The following is a 15,177-nucleotide window of genomic DNA, read 5'->3' as shown; positions in this document are numbered from 1 at the left end:
CCCTCTCCCTGTGGGAGAGGGATCCCCAGTAATTTATAAGCAGAAGCAATAACCTTGTTTCAGAACGAGTGAAGACTTTCAGCGATGCCCTAGTCCGGCTGTAAATCGCTGAGGCGTTTCCTGCAGGCCGGGGCGAGGCGCATGGTTGCGCCGAGAGGGCGGGTTTTACAGGGACGTTACCTCCGCCCGTCCCCGATAAGCCGGAAGGAATAAGCTGAGGGCACCGCGAAGCGGCGATTTACCGCCGGGAGCCCGGGTCGCCAGGGTGGTGGCGACTGAGCCACCCTGGCACGTTCACAGGCCATGTCGTTAAAGAGTAGCAAAGAACATAAAGTGAACGGAATGACCACCACGGCCGTATATTCCCCTCACCCTAACCCTCTCCCCAGAGGGGCGAGGGGACTGTTCCGTGCTGCCATAACGTTGTGGGGATCCCTCAGTCATGTGGGGAGAGGGTGAGGGCATCAGGCCGCAGAGGATTATAGCCCCCGCACCATCAGCGCCTCATCCAGCTCCCGGTACGCCTCCACCAGCTTATCCAGAGTCGCCCTGTTGAGCCCGCTCGGGTTCGGCAGCACCCATACCTGCGTAACGCCAATCATGATGCTCTGCTTGCCCCACTGCGTTCCGCGCTGGCTAAACGCCTGCTCGTAGGCCTGCTTGCCGAGGATCGCCAGCGCGGCCGGCTGATAATCCTCTATCTTCTTGATCAGCTCCCGCCCGCCGCTGCGCAGTTCATGCAGGTTGACCTCGCTTGCCTGCACCGTAGGCCGCTCGACCAGCATGGTGATCCCGCAGCGCGTGTCCAGCAGATGCTGCTCCTCTTCGGGCTTGAGTAGCCTGTCGGTAAACCCGGCCTGGTAGATCACCTTCCAGAAGCGATTCCCCGGATGGGCGAAGTGAAAACCGGTGTGCGCCGAGGACTTACCCGGGTTGATTCCGCAGAACACCACCCGCAGGCCTGGGGCCAGAATATCGTTGATCATCTTTACTCCCGCTCGATACATCGTCAGGGAAGTATAAAGGATTGATTATGCGTTGTTTATAAAAACAGCAGGCAGGTGTGAATGGCTGGATTGCTGCGGGGAGTTACTTTATAATTCACCGCCACGGCCCCTTAGCTCAGTGGTTAGAGCAGGCGACTCATAATCGCTTGGTCGCTGGTTCAAGTCCAGCAGGGGCCACCAAATTTTAGCTTTAGAATCATATAATTAAGCCACTCAATTGAGTGGCTTTTTTATTGGTTTTTTTGAGCCGGTGACGCAGCCGCTAACCGTGGTTCAGCGAAGCCGTTCGGACACGCTCAGACGCAGCGGGAGTCGCAATCAGGCGCTCCACGGACTCCATCGTCACGAACGTACAGCTGCAGTCCACATTGGTGCACTGGTGATAGCGCTCTTTGGTATTTTCACTTAGATAGCGACTGGTACGCGCATGCGCAGAGTGCTTGCACTTAGGACAATGAAACATGTACCCCTCCACTTGATTCACATTTTGTGAATTAATAATACCCAAAATAAAACCAATAGCAACTACATTACTCACTATCAACCGTAAATTTTTCGTCGGTGACGTTCAGCTCAAGCTTAAGCTGCGTGGTAAATCCGCTATCGTTAAGGGTATGCACCACCTCGCTGATGATCCACGCCTGCTCGTCAATGACGCGTTTAAAACCGTTTACCAGCACCGGCGTTTCGGGGAACAGATCGGCGCGCCCCAGCGCAAGCTGGATGGAAAACGCCACGGTTCCCCGCTGAAGCGCACGCCACTTCGCCTCTGCGGCCCTGAGCGCCTGCTCTTCAGAAGCATAAACCGTAGTGAGCTCAAATACGTTTTCCGCCGATCCCACCAGCCTCTCTTGCGGTTTCTGCTCCTTGCCACCTGCTTCCGCTACCGGTGCGGCGGCTTCCGGGTGCTGCAGTCCTTCTGTCGGCTGCCCTCCTGGCTGACGAAAAATACTCAATTGAGGATTTTGTTGTTTGGGGTCACGCGTTTGCAGCCATTTGGCCGTTACGCCGGAATAATTTTCACGGTCAGCGACGGAAAAAAGGTGCTTATCGCCATCCCCACGTTCAATCATCATTAAGGAAAGCGGAGCGCCGCTGGCCGTCACGGCATGGCCCGCTTTCATAAAGATAATCTTCCCGGCTTTGATTGAAACAAATGCTCCATTACGTTCGGCAAGGCGGGAGAGAAACGCCGCGTCAGTCTCCTGAGACTGGTCAATATGAGAGATGGCGATGGATGTTAGCCCCGCCGCGACGCTGGCGGTCAACTGGTTACGCTGAGCGATAGTATCGACTATCGCGCCAATCGTCGTGTCATGCCACGACTGTTCGCGCCGCACGTTTAGCTTTCCACGAAAATCTGCGCTGAATCCCCGGATGGTCAGCGTGTCCGGGGCGCCCTGGAATTGAATCGCATCAATCGTAAAGTCCCCTTTCTCCTCGAGCGGGGTTCCCTCCCATCCCAGCCATAAGGACAGCCTTGCCCCCCGGGCAGGCAAGTCCAGCAGCCCGTCGGAATCATCCAGTTGAATATCCAGCTGATCGGCTTCCAGCCCCCGTTTGTCGGTCATGGTCAGGCTGATAAGACGATGGCTGAAATTTTGCGTGATATCACGATCGTCAAGCTTAAGCATAAAATCAGGGGCGATTTTTCCACCCGCCCGGATATTCATTTCGGCGATCATCCCACCAGCCCTCCAATGCTATTCCGTGCGCTTTCCACCAGCTCTGAGGCCTGCGTTCGCAGGTCGCCAAACGTTGCCATCAGTGATTCATCCACGCGTTTAAGCTCCAGAGTAAAATTAATTTTTCGGGCGGTACCGTCACTGTAAAAATCCGAATGCGTGTGCGTGACTTTCTCAATGATAAACATGCCGTGAATGATGCCGGTACCGTCTATCAACGGCCATGCCCGCCCCTCATTCGCCATCAGCTCAACCGCCTTGAGAGAAAGCCGTCCTCCCGTGAGTTCCGGGTAAAGTAAGCCGGAGAGGCTAAAGGATGTCTCACCTTCGCCAAGGTACTGCCAGGCTTTGGGTTTCCCGATGCGAGAGCTGGATGCCCAGCGGTAGTCTTTTGTGAATATCATTGACTGATACGGTAAGGTTCGTCGTTCAAAGACAAACAGACCCAGCACCATTAACATTTTCTCTCTCCTCAACCATACGTAAAGCTGGATTGCTGCCGTCTCGCTTTATCCTGTTCAATGTTATCTATTACCTCCCGGATTTGACGCGTCAGATCCGTTCCGGAGGCCGTGCCCCCCTGCAGCGTGATGTTATATTCGCTTTTACTCTGATCGACGTAAGAGCGTCCTCCTGTAGCGATGGTCGGCTGATACCCCAGGCTGCCGCCAGAGATCCCCGCGCCCGGAATATAAGCGCTGCCCGCCGGTGAAGATGCTGCTTCTGCTTTTGCCGCAGCGGCGTCGAGATCGCCCGACTCGTTTTTGATAAGACCGAGTTTCTCCAGCAGCCAGCTGGCCTTCCCGCTCAGGCTGTTAAAGAGATCAAGCGGTGCCATTAACGCATCGCCCAGCGCCTGACCAAAAATCACGCCAGCGTTTTTACAGCCATCCAGCGTTTCCTGCGTCGCCTTGATCGGCGTGATTAAGTCGGTGAACCATTGCCAGATACCACCCAGCTTCTCCGAGATAGCGTCAAACACCGCCATCACCGGTGAGAACAGCGCACCCAGCGGTGCGAAAGCCGTCGAAAGCCCTTCCATCACCCCGCCAAAGAAGGCGCTGATGGGCTCCCAGTATTTAAAAATCAGTAAGGCACCGGCAGCAATCGCCGCGCCAAGGGCAATTACCGGCCAGCTAAGGGCACCCAGCACCGTCATGATGGCGCCGCCCACCACGCTGAATACCGTTCCCAACATCCCGGCCGCGGTAATAACCATATTGACGCCCGTCAGAACCGGGCCGACAACCGTGCCTACGCCACCCAGTACGCCAGAGAACGCCTGGGCGCCGACAACGATGCTGGCGAGGGTCTGCGTCAGCTCAGGGTTGGCATTCACCCAAAGAGAGGCCGTGCCAAGCCAGCCGGTTGCGGTTGTTATCAGGTTGCGCAGAGCGCCATCCGCTTTATCAAATACATCAATCTTCAACCCGTTCCACGCGGCCTGGAATCGGTTGATATCGCCGTCAAGATTGTCGGTCTGCACGGACGCCGCAATCGCGGTACTGCCCTTTGCCCCCTGCAACTGCTGGCGTTTTTCATCAAGCGATCCATCACCCGCAGCGGAAGCCAGCGCCCCCGCGGCTTTTATGGCATCCGGAGTCTGAACATGGCGTAACATCGCGCTGAGCGCGTCCCCGGCGGCGGCGCCTTTCATTCCTTTTTCCGCCAGAACGCCCAGCAGCGCGGTGGTCTCTTCAAGCCCCATACCGGATGCACCCGCAGCGGGCGCAGCAGAGGTGACGGCCGCCACCATCTCAGCGAGGCTGGTATTCGAAGAGGTAAAACCGCGCGTAAGCACATCTGCGATGCGTCCCGCGTCCGCATCGGCCAGGCTATACGCGGCCTGAGTACTGGCGATCATATCGGCCGCGTTAGCCGCGTCGACACTCCCCGCCAGGCTGAGGTTGACCGTTGGCGCGGTAGCCGCAAGCAGCCCATCGGCGTCATAGCCTGAACGAGTCAGTTCGGTTTGTGCCCGGAGGACCGTATCTGCAGGGACTCCGGTCCTGGCACTGACCTCCCGCGCCTGCTGGCGAATCGCCTCAAGCCGGGGATCCCCTTTCGCCAGACCAAGGTTTGCCTGAATGGCCGACATCTGCTTTTCAAAGCTGATGCCAGGCGCCATAAACCGGGACGTCTGTTCAAAGCCCGCTTTTGCCATGCCCACGCCTGCATTCGCAAGCTGACGCACCCGCGCGGTAACGCGTTTGCCTGACTCGTAGCGATTCTGAACGTTACTCAGCCGCTCCTGCTGCTGATTGACGCGGGCCAGCGCATCACGCTGTCGGTTAAGCTGCTGCGTTTTTTCGCTGATGTGGGTGCGCAAACGACGCTCATCCGACGAGAGCGTGCGCGTGTTGACTCCCGCCTGAGCGAGTTCAGTGCGCTGACGCTGTACCGAGTAGCGTAAGCTGTTGTACTCAAGCTTAAGGTCGGCCGCCGATTTTCGGGCTGCAGTCAGCGCATCAGCCTGTGCCTGGGTGGGGTTTTGCGTGTTTTTAAACTGCACCGCCAGCGCCGCTGCCTGCTGTTTCGCCTGAGCAAGCGACTGCTCCGTCACGGTGAGCTGGGCGTTTGCTTTCCTGAAGCCGTCAATACGCCCCGCCTGTTCATCGAGTGCCCCCAGCGCCGTCTGCGCATCGCGGATATCGCTCGCGAGAGTGAGGCTGGCGTTCTGGAGAGCGTTAAGCGGTCGGGTTGCCCGGTCGACTGCCTTCAGCAGCTCCTCAAGTCTGACATTATTACTCATGGTGGTTTCCGCTTCGCTGCAGCGCTTTTTCGCGCCATAAGAGGAGTTCGGTCACGCTAAGGGAGTACAGTTCTGACGGCGGCCAGTGAAAGATCACCGCGATATCCGCCATCAGATCGTCGACCGACACATTTTCGGGAAATTTCAGCGAGCCGAAGCCGGTGACAAAAAACCGATCACCTTACCTGCAAAAGAGAGCAGATCGCAGGCATCCAGGCGCGCCACCTCATGCTCGGTCAGCGCCGGGGAGGTCATTCGCGGCAGCACCTTAATCAGCGCATCGACGTCAGATTGCGCCAGCGATGCCAGCGATACCCCACGCAGGGTCCCCGCATTGGGTTTAGAAACCGTTACCTTTTCAATTTTTTGCTCGCCGCGCTGAACGGGGCTATCAAGCGTGACGATATGTGGGTTTTCACTTTCGTTCATGGCGGTCTCGTTGATATTTTCCATTTCGTTACTCTTCAGAAAGTTAACTCACCGGCCGGTAATCCCGGCCGGTTAAAGGGTTACAGGCCGATGGCCTTACGGTGTTCTGCCAGGCGATCGACGCCATCGACTTTGAGCACCATGTTGATGATGTCGATTTCGATGATCTCTTTGCCATCAATGGTCAGCTGGTAGTAAGCGCATTCGGTGGACATCTTGGTGGTGCCGCTCTCGCCCTGCTTGTTTTCACCGCCATCAAACTCTTTATGACGGCCGCGCATGACGATTTCGACGGCGGAGATTTCGCCGGTATCATCGCGCTGATAAGAGCCGGTAAAGCGCAGAGGCACGCTGTCCGCGCCCGGAGAGGCATACTGCGCCCACAGCGCGGCGTCCGGCAGACCGCCAACGGTCCACTCCAGCGCCAGGGCATCATCGTCCAGGCCGAGGTCGACAGAGACCGAGCCCGGCATACCGCCGCCGCGATACTTCTCCAGCTTGCGGGTAAGCTTCGGTAGGGTCACAGACTCAACAACGCCCATATAGCTCAGGCCATCGTTGAACATATTCAGATACTTAAGTTTGCGTGGTAACGCCATGCTTCAGCTCCTTAGCTGTTAACCGAATCTGACAGGTCTGCCAGATAGGTATCGGTGATGCGCTGGCGCAGGGTCAGATTTTCCAGCGGCGGGACAGGGGTGTAGTCGTAATCGATATACAGTTTCCCCGCTTTCAGGGTTGATGTATCGTTCGACTCAGGGTCATACCAGCAGGAGCCGTCGACGATATAGCCGTTGGTTTTCAGCTCGCGGAACTTGGCGTTAATACCGGAAACGATGTCGCGGATAAGCGTTGGCGTGATGGGTTTATCCATCGCCCACGCGTGCGCTTCCGCCATGGTATCGGCCAGCACCTGCGCGGTACGGGTGTAGTTTTCAAAGACGAATAACGGGTCGTCAGAACAGGTACGGTTACCCCAGAATTTGAAGCCGTCGTTGCGAATCAGCGTGGTAACGCCAGCCTGGTTGAGCAGGTTCGCATCGGTAGCCTGTTCCTGCAGATCCCAGGAGACTGAGGCGCTTACGCCGGTAACGCCGTTGACGCCAACGTTTGACAGGGTTTTATGCCAGCCGATTGTCTGGTCGATTTTGGCGCGCAGGCCAAGCGCGCGGGCGGTAGCCCAGGCCGTCGTCGTTGCGTTCGTGGTGGTATCCCATGCCAGAAAATCAGGATGGATAACCATCAGCTCGCGCTGGCTGAAGTTTTTGCGGTAGTCGATCGCTTCAGAAATGGTTTTACAGCCCCACGCGCTGACATAGCCGAACGCGCGCAGGCTCTGGCACATGGCGGCCAGTGCGGTCGCCACTTCCTGAGAGTCCAGCCCCGGTACCCCGAGAATACGCGGCTTAACGCCGGTTACCGTTTTCGCGGTCAGCAGCGCCTTCAGGCCGGTATATTTACCGTTTTCATCGGTGGTACCGATGATGTTGGAAACGGTTTGCTTGCGCGCCTCTTCCGGGGTTTCTGCACTACCTTCGGCCACACGAACAACAACGACAACCGGTTTGCACTGGTCGGCGATCGCCTGCAGAGAAGCGGACAGCGTCCCCGCCTTGCCGGCTTTCGCAATCGCGTTTTGCACGTTGGTAATGAGCACTGGCTCGTTTAAAGGAAATGTCTTGTCGTCAGCATCGCTGGCCGTACAGACCATGCCGATGATTGCCGTCGAGACGGTGGAAATGGTGCGGGTGCCATCGTTGATTTCGATAACTTCCACGCCGTGGTGATAGTCGCCCATCCGGTTAACTCCTTCGTTTAGTGGTGAGGCTATTTTCTCTTGGGCGAAGGAGGTATGAAACGTAATGCCGTTGGAGGTAAGACAGCACAACGCACAGTGAGTGGTTGACCCGCGCGGGAAAGGTGACCGACCGTTTTGAGCGATAAATCATGAGTCATTGATCGTCGATAACCATGATTAATGATTGAATATTATCGATATCGTTGCGCCATTAACGATGGTTATGACAATTTTACTCTGGTTAACAGGCTTTCTGACTGCATGATGGATTTTGGGTTATTGCTGGTTGAAATTTTTTGTCGGTGATAGAACAGAAGAATATGAGGGACGCCCCTACAAATAAGAAATAGCCCGCGTAATGCGGGCCTTTTCTTTATAATAAAAGACAGTTTAAACAGATATCCACTCGGGAGCTTTAGGCCAGTCAGGCGTAATGAGGTCAACCCCCGTCAGTTCAACAACGTATTTTTTCAGTTCTTCCAGTTGTATTCTTTCTTCCTCGGTGGCAATCCCCAAATCAACTGCAGACTGCAGCGGAAAAGCGCTAACCGCCGCCTCTCGTTGCCTGCTCAATAGCTCTCTGCGATTAGCTGCGAGGGTTTCTTCTGGTGTTCTGACCGGTGCGCTTACAGTGACCCACTCCATCTGTTTGCTCTCGACGTTGTAACCGGGGGCGCAGTTAACGGGGGCAGCGCCGACAAATTTTTCATGTTCTGAATCACTGACCCGAACAAGGTCATCCGGCAGAGCGTTAACAGACTTGTAATAGCGCAGACTTTTTATCGGATAAAAGCCGCGCGTTTTATTGCTGAATAACTGACTATGCATAACTAGTATCCTGTTACCACAAAAGAGAATGTGCCATCCGTATTGCGTGTGTGCAAGTTGAAAGCGTTTGCGCTTACAGCAGAAGCTGACCACCATGAATCCGAATCATTACCACCATTTCCGCTGTATGAACCTGAAATCGCAAGAATCCCGTTCGGGAATGATGCTGGTAAATATACGGTGACGTCCGGGTTTGTTCGTGAACTGGAATACACACCACCAATACACTGCATGAAAATCTGTCCATTACCGTGACGGTAATAGGCGGAATAATTCCCGGTATTTGTTGACCCCGACTGATTTGGGGGCGGGTTATTTGATGAGTAAACTCTCACCTGTCCACCGGATTCAAAAACCCCCTGACCAGCAACTATATTCCCACCAGAATTAAGCTGACCTGATGCATATATATTTGCGGCAGAAGTAATATCTCCAGCAGCATCGACTCGACCCCCACTATAAACTTGCGATGGCACGTCTAATCTACCATTTGCATTAAATGCCAATATGGCACCGCTACCGTTATCTCCAATAACCTGAATTACTGCGGAACCAAAGTCGCCTAATCCTGAGCGTAAAATCCCGAAACTTACAGCTGAGCCGTAGCCATGATAATCTGTTTGTGACAGCCCTTTAATTATGGGGAGGTATATAGACTGCCCCTTTGGCGTGGCATATCGTAACGGAATAATAAAAGGTGCTGTGTTTGAATACTGGTTAACAAAGCCCCCAGCCCCATACCAGCCGTAAGACCCGGATGGTTCTACCTTATAGAAACCTTCACTGCCTACCGGTCCGGGCACTTCCAGAGTACCATTTGAAGTAATATTAATCGCAGGACCTTCCCCCGCCCGCAGGTGCAGCACTTTATCGTCTGAGGCATACACCAGCCCCATTTCTTTTCCATTTGGGTCATAAAACCATAGGTGTTTATTACCTGCACCTCGGATGGAAATTGTGTTTTGGCTTAACTGAACGCCTCCATTAAGCGCTCTAATATCACCTGGAATAGTAATATTATGGGTACCCTCATCAAATTTTAGATTCTGAAAATACCGCCAGCTAATAGTAGCCCCATCATCCTCACGGATAGCATAAATCGCAGTTGGGTTCGAATAGCTTACAAACTGAATTAATGGTCTGCTTACCCTTCCACCCTGTGCAGGACCAGTAGCGTTGATAACAGTAATGAAATAAAAATCCTGATTCAGAAACGGCGGATTACTGAATGAATAGCGTGCATCAATAAATAATGATTCACCTACAACGAATTCATACGTAGCAAAATCAATTGGACCATGATACGTTTCTGATGTGAAAATTCCTTTATATCCAACAGGAATTAGTTCAGCCGTGAATTTGCCCGCCACATTCCTGAAAGCAGCATCGCCGAGACTGTTTTTCAGCATTGCGACATTATCGCTGACGGTCTTCACGGCCTTTGGAGTGGCCGCAAACGCCTCAGACGTGCTGTCAATGGCGGTACTGAGCTGAACAATCCCTTTCTGTCCTGTGGTCGCATCCTGAGCCGTATACTTCCCGCTGGCGAGGTCGTAGGCAGCCTTAACCGCTTTCGGCGTCGCAGCCAGCACTTCTGAGGAGCTGTCAGTCGCACTACTAAGCTGGGTAAACCCTTTAGCCGTTAGCGTTGCATCAGGATGGCGGCGAGACTGTTCATGATCTTCGAACTTCTCATCTACGTACTCCTGGGTCGCCATTACCGTAGACGTATCTATAGAGAGCTCGACAGAGGCAATATCACTGACCATGATCACCATCCTCACGGTCTGCGCACGGCCGGACCCTTCCTCCAACAACGGCTTATAGCTTTCCGCCATGTTGCCGACGGCAATCAGTGTCCCCGTGTCATCATAGAGCCCCATCTCCCGCATCCAAAAACCACCGCTTTCTGGAGGAATGAGAAGTTCGGCAATCACATAGTTACGTTTTTTATTGTCCTGGCTGATTTTATTCAGCGCGTGGCGCCAGACTTCATTAACCAGCTTCGTCTGCCCGGCATCAGGCACCGGCAACGAACCTCCACCGTCACCCACGGCCATCGCCGTAAAATTGACTTTCTTGCCGTTCGGGACGGTCGCTGCAGCCAGTTTTTCGGCACCGGCTTTGGTGATTACCGTTTTATATTTCACTGTCATTGTGTTCTCACTTATCCGGGATAAACCGTGATGATGTCGCCGTCATAGCTCAGGGCCCCGGTATAGAGATAACCCGGAATGTCCTGGATGATATTCAGGCCAATAAGGTGGCGGCTGGCAGGCTTTGCATCGGCAATAAGCCTCTCCATTTCGTAATACATTTCCTCGGTGATTCCCGTGTCCAACACGCCGATATCAAGGCGGAAGGTGCCGGGCGGATCGTTGGTTTGCCACCACTCGGTGACGTTAATCAGATAGCCAAGCGGCTCCACCACGCGGCGCACGGCGCCAATCGTTCCCTTGTGGGCATGAATAAACCACGCCGCGCGGATGACATCCCGCTTGGTGGCCTCCGGCCAGTTCTCATCCCAGCGGTCAACCGAAAACGCCCATGCCAGCCAGGGCAGCAGATTCGCCGGGCAGGTGTCCGCACTCCAGAGATGGCGCAGCGGAACGGGCGTGTTTTCGATGTCCGCGCAGGCGCGTGCCGCCGCCACCTCAAGCGGCGACGAGCCAACCGGTAGAAGACGCGTATTACTCATCGTTTCCCCCCACGGTTACGCTGTAGTGGCTGCACCATGAGGCCTGAGTTTCATCAAGCACGATGTCAGCCGCGGGTACGGTCAGCTCCACCCGCTGCACCCCTTCAACGTGAAGTGCAGCGTAAATGGCGGACTTGCGGATATCGCGTCCCAGCCGATGCTGGGCCGTGATATAGGCCTGTAACCGGGCTCTTGCCGCGTTGAGTACCGGCTCACTTTCGGGACCGGGAAAAAGGAAAAGCGATGCTTCAATGCTGTAGTCAACTATTTTGGCCGACTGGACGGTGACGCGGTCGGCGACAGGCCTGACGTCCTCATCGTTCAGCGCATTGCGAACAACGGTGAGCAGTTCCTCAGACGCCACGCCGTTATTCTCCCGGGAAAGCACGGAGACCGTGACGTTTGCCGGCTGTGGGCTAATTACGGAAATGTCCGCGACCCGGCCATCTGCACTCCGACCATGGAACTGATACGCACCCGTCGAACCGGCTACGCTCAGCCCTTCCGGCGCCTGCTGGATCCGCAGACGAAAATCGGTATCGGACTCCATCACAGCAGGAGTGGGCGGGAACGTGGTGTCATCGGCAGGGATAATGACCAGACGCTGAAGGTTAGCGTTTGCCCCAATCTGGTCCAGATCGCGGCCCGCGGCATAGGCCAACATAACCGCACGCGCAGCCTCATTAACCCGCTGGCGCCAGATAACTTCCCGGTAGGCGTTCTCCTGCAGCAGCTTCACAATCGGCTCGGATTCCAGGGTCAGCGTGCGTGCAATCGCCTCTCGCTCCTCTTCCGGGTAGAGGGAGACAAAGGTGGCCTTTCGTTCTGCCAACAGCGTTTCATAATCCACCTCCTCCACGACATCAGGCGCGGCGAGCTGGCTCAGATCAACAATAGCCATAGCGTTTAACTCAGTGAAATGGTGATAGAAAAGGATTGTCCGGAGGTCGGGCGCGTGCCGGTGATATCGACATACAACGTCCCGTCGTTCTCCGAACGCTCGAAAGTGATGGCCGTCAGGCTTATCCGCGGCTCCCATTGCTGGATGGCGGAATAACATGCGGCCATGATTTGCAGACGCAGCGCCGGACTCTGCGGCCTGTCGATCATCGCCGCCAGCAGCGAGCCGTAATCCCGCCGCATGACCCGCGAGCCGATCGGCGTGACCAGAATGTCGCGCACGCTTTGCCGGATGTGTTCAGCCTCTGAAATGCTAAGCCCGGTCTGCCTGTTCATCCCCCTGTAACGCACCGTCATTGTGTCCCCTTAGTCCAGCTTCCGCCGCTTTGCACACTGCCGTGCGCGTGGTTATCCACCTGCACCCCGTTGGAGGTGAATTTACCGCCGGAATGCTCGATATTTCCGGCCATCACGCCGCCCTTCTGCACTTCAAGAGAGGCGGTAATTAACCTGTTGGTACACACCACTTCAGGCGTATCCAGCGTGATGCGGGACGTTGACGTCACCCGCACCTCCGGCACGGTGGCGGTCAGCGATTCAGAGGCGGTAATATCGGCCGTTTTAATCCCTGCAACCGTCAGCGCCCCGCGCCCGGGTTCGTACTCGATCACCGCGCCGTCAGGGAACGAGACGTGGAACGCGTCAGGTGACCCGGACGGCGCCGGATGGTCGTCAGAGAAAATGCCGGGCAGCACAAAGGCGGTATCAAGCTCCCCACCGATGGCCAGCAGCAGCACCTGCTCTCCCTCGGAAGGGGCCCACCACACGCGCGAACGTCCCGCACGACAGGTTAGCCAGTTCAGCCAGGTGGTTTTCATCCCGCCGGTCTGGACACGACAAAGCCCTCTGTTGAGGTCAACGTCGGTCACAATACCGATACGAATCAGATTGCGGATCGCGCGAGCGATACCGTTCATGGAAGTTAATGTATTCATGAGAAGAGAATGCCGTTCACGCGGAACGGCAGCAACGAGACGGGGTTTTCTGCGGGATGATACAACAAGCGGTCCAGACAGCAGGCGGCAGGCGGCCTTCAGCGCGGGGAACTTACTCCTCCCACTGGCTGACCAGCTCGCCGTTGATGTACAGCGCCTTCGGCCGCGTGACGGGCTCCGGCAGCGGCGGCTCGGGGGAATACGTCGCGTGCAGAGCGCCCTGATCCTGGGAAACAAGAATACGCTCGGTTAATTGCACGCTGATGGTGATGTCCATCGTATCGTCATCGTTTAAGACGATCGCGAAGGTGTAACCGTTTTTGCGTCCTTCATCGAGGGTAAAAATATCCGGCTGGTTTTCCCGAAGCCAGGCCAGTACCGGGACGAAAAAACCGTCGCTGTCGCCGGTGAAGCCGCTGACCTTCGCGTTTAGCGCATACCGCTTTTCAAAGGAGAGCGAGGAGGCCAGTCGGGCGTCAATATTGCCGCTTCCGACCGACATCTGCAGGCGCTCCGGGTTGGCATTGAGTTGGGGGATCGCGTCAATTAATGCCTGACGCAGGCTCTTGAGTTTGTGCATCGAGTTTATCCTGACATTCTTTGATGGTTTCAACCTGCAGCGCGCAGGCGATGAGGGCGTATTCCAGCCTGCGAATATCCGCGCTGAGATCGCCGTTAGTGGCGGGTTCGCTTCCCGGCATCGGGCAGCGGCTCACCTTCGGGCAGGCGTTGTAAACAATGGGCTGCGGAGGCGCAGGCGGTGCGGGTGTGCAGCCTGCGGACAGCATCAGGCAGCTGAGCGGTATACCAGCGGCGTAACGCTTCATTTTCATTGAGTAATCTCCCGATAGTCGCTTCCCGTCTTGCCCTCTCCTCGCCCGCAGTAACAAGCTCCTCACGGAGCCTGACCTGGGCGTTTTCATTTGCTCTGGCCATTCGTTGCGACAGGGACAGCTGCTGGTTAAGCGTGGCGAGGGCCGTTTTTTGCTCGCTGGCGACCCGGTTGGCCGTGGCTAAGGAACGGGACAGGGTCAGGTTGTCATGTCGAAGCCACAGCGTGATGGCCAGCAGCCCGGCCAGCGCCAGCATGAGGGTTCTCATGGCAGCCCCTTCATGCACCAGGCCTTCTCGCGAACGCGACGATTTTCCAGCCCGGCATTTTTGACGCCGTTGACGTACACCCAGCGGGTAAGCTGCCCGCATGCCTGCGCCCACTGTTTATGCTTGATAAACGACACCAGCGTCGAACGGCAGGCGGCACCTGCGCCGACATTAAACGTAAAACTCACCAGCGCGTCGTAGACCCGGGGCGGCATCTCTACCGGCGCACACGCCGCCAGACGCCGCTCAACGTTGAGCACATCAGCAACCAGGTTTACCGCAGCCTCACGCTCGGTAATGTCCCGCGTCGGCACAACGTTTGCCGTGTGGCCAATGCCGGACGTCCATACGCCGGCGCTACACCGGTAGGGCGAAAGGCGACATCCTTCGAGATCGGCAATCAACGCCAGCCCCTCCGGGGACGTTTTCAGTAATCGAAAGTCAGGCATCAGCACCGCCAGGGCCAGCACGCCGACGACGCTGCAACGCTTAATGATTGAGTTCACGAATGCTCTTCTTATCGAGGCCCAGAGACTGGAGATAGCGCCAGGTTTTGCGCTTAAACCAGTAATTCGTCAGCGCGGTAAAAATGGCGCAAAGACTCCCCACGTACAGCGCGACTTTCTCAGGAGACATCGCCCCGAACCAGGCCAGCGCCACGGCCAGCCAGTAGGCGATAAACGTGGTGATTTTCTCCAGGCTCAGTCCCATAGGTTTACGGATTCTTTTGTGGGGGCGCTATTCACCTCCGGCATCTCTACCGGCGTGCCGTGAGGCAAGATAACGCCTAACTCCGCGAGGCCAGGATTGGCCTTCAGAACGGCTTCAACGACGCCAGCCGTGCGCCCATAAAAGCGGGCGCAAACGGCATCAAGCGTGTCCCCCTGCATTGCATAGATTTTCATCAGACGCTCCCAACATCCGGTTACCAGGTACCGTAGAGTTTCCCGGGCCAGCAGGCTTTTCGCTATCGCTGGCGGATGG

The 15,177-nt window shown here is 55.9% G+C and carries 21 protein-coding genes and 1 tRNA gene; 1 reads left to right on the top strand and 21 read right to left on the bottom strand.

The annotated features are described in order from the left end of the window. Positions 1-479: 479 nt before the first annotated feature. Positions 480-986, bottom strand: coding sequence for a G/U mismatch-specific DNA glycosylase (mug, locus tag AB8846_RS09405; protein WP_029741755.1), 507 nt, complete (start codon positions 984-986; stop codon positions 480-482). A 125-nt stretch (positions 987-1,111) separates the two neighbouring features. On the opposite strand from mug, the gene AB8846_RS09400 reads away from it, so the two are divergent. Beyond that, a tRNA-Ile gene (locus tag AB8846_RS09400) sits at positions 1,112-1,187 on the top strand. A gap of 82 nt (positions 1,188-1,269) precedes the next feature. Here AB8846_RS09400 and AB8846_RS09395 read toward each other — a convergent pair. From AB8846_RS09395 to AB8846_RS09300, 20 genes are all read right to left on the bottom strand, one after another. Next, positions 1,270-1,470, bottom strand: coding sequence for an ogr/Delta-like zinc finger family protein (locus AB8846_RS09395; protein ID WP_159514931.1), 201 nt, complete (start codon positions 1,468-1,470; stop codon positions 1,270-1,272). Positions 1,471-1,537: 67 nt separating this feature from the next. Next, the gene (locus AB8846_RS09390) at positions 1,538-2,692 is read right to left on the bottom strand and encodes a phage late control D family protein (protein ID WP_370732572.1); all 1,155 of its coding nucleotides are present in this window, start codon (positions 2,690-2,692) and stop codon (positions 1,538-1,540) included. Then, a complete protein-coding gene (locus tag AB8846_RS09385) occupies positions 2,689-3,153 on the bottom strand; it encodes a phage tail protein (protein WP_370732571.1) in 465 nt (154 codons plus the stop codon). Before AB8846_RS09385 ends, AB8846_RS09390 begins: the two co-directional genes overlap by 4 nt. Before the next feature lie 11 nt (positions 3,154-3,164). Continuing rightward, positions 3,165-5,444, bottom strand: coding sequence for a phage tail tape measure protein (locus AB8846_RS09380; protein ID WP_370732570.1), 2,280 nt, complete (start codon positions 5,442-5,444; stop codon positions 3,165-3,167). Next, positions 5,437-5,556, bottom strand: coding sequence for a GpE family phage tail protein (locus AB8846_RS09375; protein WP_023616176.1), 120 nt, complete (start codon positions 5,554-5,556; stop codon positions 5,437-5,439). The genes AB8846_RS09380 and AB8846_RS09375 overlap by 8 nt, the downstream gene beginning before the upstream one ends. 32 nt (positions 5,557-5,588) lie before the next feature. Then, a complete protein-coding gene (locus tag AB8846_RS09370; protein ID WP_029741760.1) occupies positions 5,589-5,897 on the bottom strand; it encodes a phage tail assembly protein in 309 nt (102 codons plus the stop codon). 56 nt (positions 5,898-5,953) lie between these two features. Then, complete coding sequence (locus AB8846_RS09365) at positions 5,954-6,472, bottom strand: phage major tail tube protein (RefSeq protein ID WP_023309235.1); 519 nt, start codon at positions 6,470-6,472, stop codon at positions 5,954-5,956. 11 nt (positions 6,473-6,483) lie between these two features. After that, a complete protein-coding gene (locus AB8846_RS09360) occupies positions 6,484-7,671 on the bottom strand; it encodes a phage tail sheath protein (RefSeq protein ID WP_370732569.1) in 1,188 nt (395 codons plus the stop codon). A 390-nt stretch (positions 7,672-8,061) separates the two neighbouring features. Continuing rightward, positions 8,062-8,499 carry a tail fiber assembly protein gene (locus AB8846_RS09355; protein WP_370732568.1) on the bottom strand — a complete coding sequence of 146 codons (438 nt, stop codon included), beginning with the start codon at positions 8,497-8,499 and terminating at the stop codon, positions 8,062-8,064. A 2-nt stretch (positions 8,500-8,501) separates the two neighbouring features. Continuing rightward, on the bottom strand, positions 8,502-10,655 hold the full coding sequence (locus tag AB8846_RS09350; RefSeq protein WP_331411207.1) for a phage tail protein: 2,154 nt from the start codon (positions 10,653-10,655) through the stop codon (positions 8,502-8,504). An 11-nt stretch (positions 10,656-10,666) separates the two neighbouring features. Continuing rightward, on the bottom strand, positions 10,667-11,197 hold the full coding sequence (locus AB8846_RS09345) for a phage tail protein I (protein ID WP_063144858.1): 531 nt from the start codon (positions 11,195-11,197) through the stop codon (positions 10,667-10,669). Further along, positions 11,190-12,098, bottom strand: coding sequence for a baseplate assembly protein (locus AB8846_RS09340; protein WP_331411206.1), 909 nt, complete (start codon positions 12,096-12,098; stop codon positions 11,190-11,192). Before AB8846_RS09340 ends, AB8846_RS09345 begins: the two co-directional genes overlap by 8 nt. A 5-nt stretch (positions 12,099-12,103) precedes the next feature. Next, the gene (locus tag AB8846_RS09335; protein ID WP_063144860.1) at positions 12,104-12,454 is read right to left on the bottom strand and encodes a GPW/gp25 family protein; all 351 of its coding nucleotides are present in this window, start codon (positions 12,452-12,454) and stop codon (positions 12,104-12,106) included. Continuing rightward, positions 12,451-13,092: a phage baseplate assembly protein V gene (locus AB8846_RS09330; protein WP_063144861.1), complete on the bottom strand. Its 642-nt coding sequence runs from the start codon at positions 13,090-13,092 to the stop codon at positions 12,451-12,453. The genes AB8846_RS09335 and AB8846_RS09330 overlap by 4 nt, the downstream gene beginning before the upstream one ends. A gap of 112 nt (positions 13,093-13,204) precedes the next feature. After that, complete coding sequence (locus tag AB8846_RS09325; protein WP_370732567.1) at positions 13,205-13,672, bottom strand: phage tail protein; 468 nt, start codon at positions 13,670-13,672, stop codon at positions 13,205-13,207. Then, positions 13,635-13,880, bottom strand: a complete 246-nt coding sequence (gene lysC / locus AB8846_RS09320; RefSeq protein ID WP_370732566.1) for an Rz1-like lysis system protein LysC — start codon at positions 13,878-13,880, stop codon at positions 13,635-13,637. Before lysC ends, AB8846_RS09325 begins: the two co-directional genes overlap by 38 nt. Beyond that, on the bottom strand, positions 13,768-14,193 hold the full coding sequence (gene lysB / locus AB8846_RS09315; RefSeq protein ID WP_370732565.1) for an Rz-like lysis system protein LysB: 426 nt from the start codon (positions 14,191-14,193) through the stop codon (positions 13,768-13,770). Before lysB ends, lysC begins: the two co-directional genes overlap by 113 nt. After that, the gene (locus tag AB8846_RS09310; protein WP_370732564.1) at positions 14,190-14,699 is read right to left on the bottom strand and encodes a lysozyme; all 510 of its coding nucleotides are present in this window, start codon (positions 14,697-14,699) and stop codon (positions 14,190-14,192) included. Before AB8846_RS09310 ends, lysB begins: the two co-directional genes overlap by 4 nt. Further along, positions 14,683-14,904 (bottom strand): HP1 family phage holin, encoded by a 222-nt coding sequence (locus AB8846_RS09305; protein ID WP_029741404.1) that lies wholly within the window; start codon positions 14,902-14,904, stop codon positions 14,683-14,685. Before AB8846_RS09305 ends, AB8846_RS09310 begins: the two co-directional genes overlap by 17 nt. Continuing rightward, positions 14,895-15,098 carry a tail protein X gene (locus AB8846_RS09300; RefSeq protein WP_023309248.1) on the bottom strand — a complete coding sequence of 68 codons (204 nt, stop codon included), beginning with the start codon at positions 15,096-15,098 and terminating at the stop codon, positions 14,895-14,897. The genes AB8846_RS09305 and AB8846_RS09300 overlap by 10 nt, the downstream gene beginning before the upstream one ends. Positions 15,099-15,177 lie beyond the last annotated feature (79 nt).

The sequence above is a fragment of the Enterobacter sp. KB-221C9 genome (genome assembly GCF_041320715.1).
GTDB classification, from domain to species: Bacteria; Pseudomonadota; Gammaproteobacteria; order Enterobacterales; family Enterobacteriaceae; genus Enterobacter; species Enterobacter asburiae_D.
Note: the sequence above shows the minus strand (reverse complement) of the source record. Positions and strands in the feature narration are given on the sequence as shown.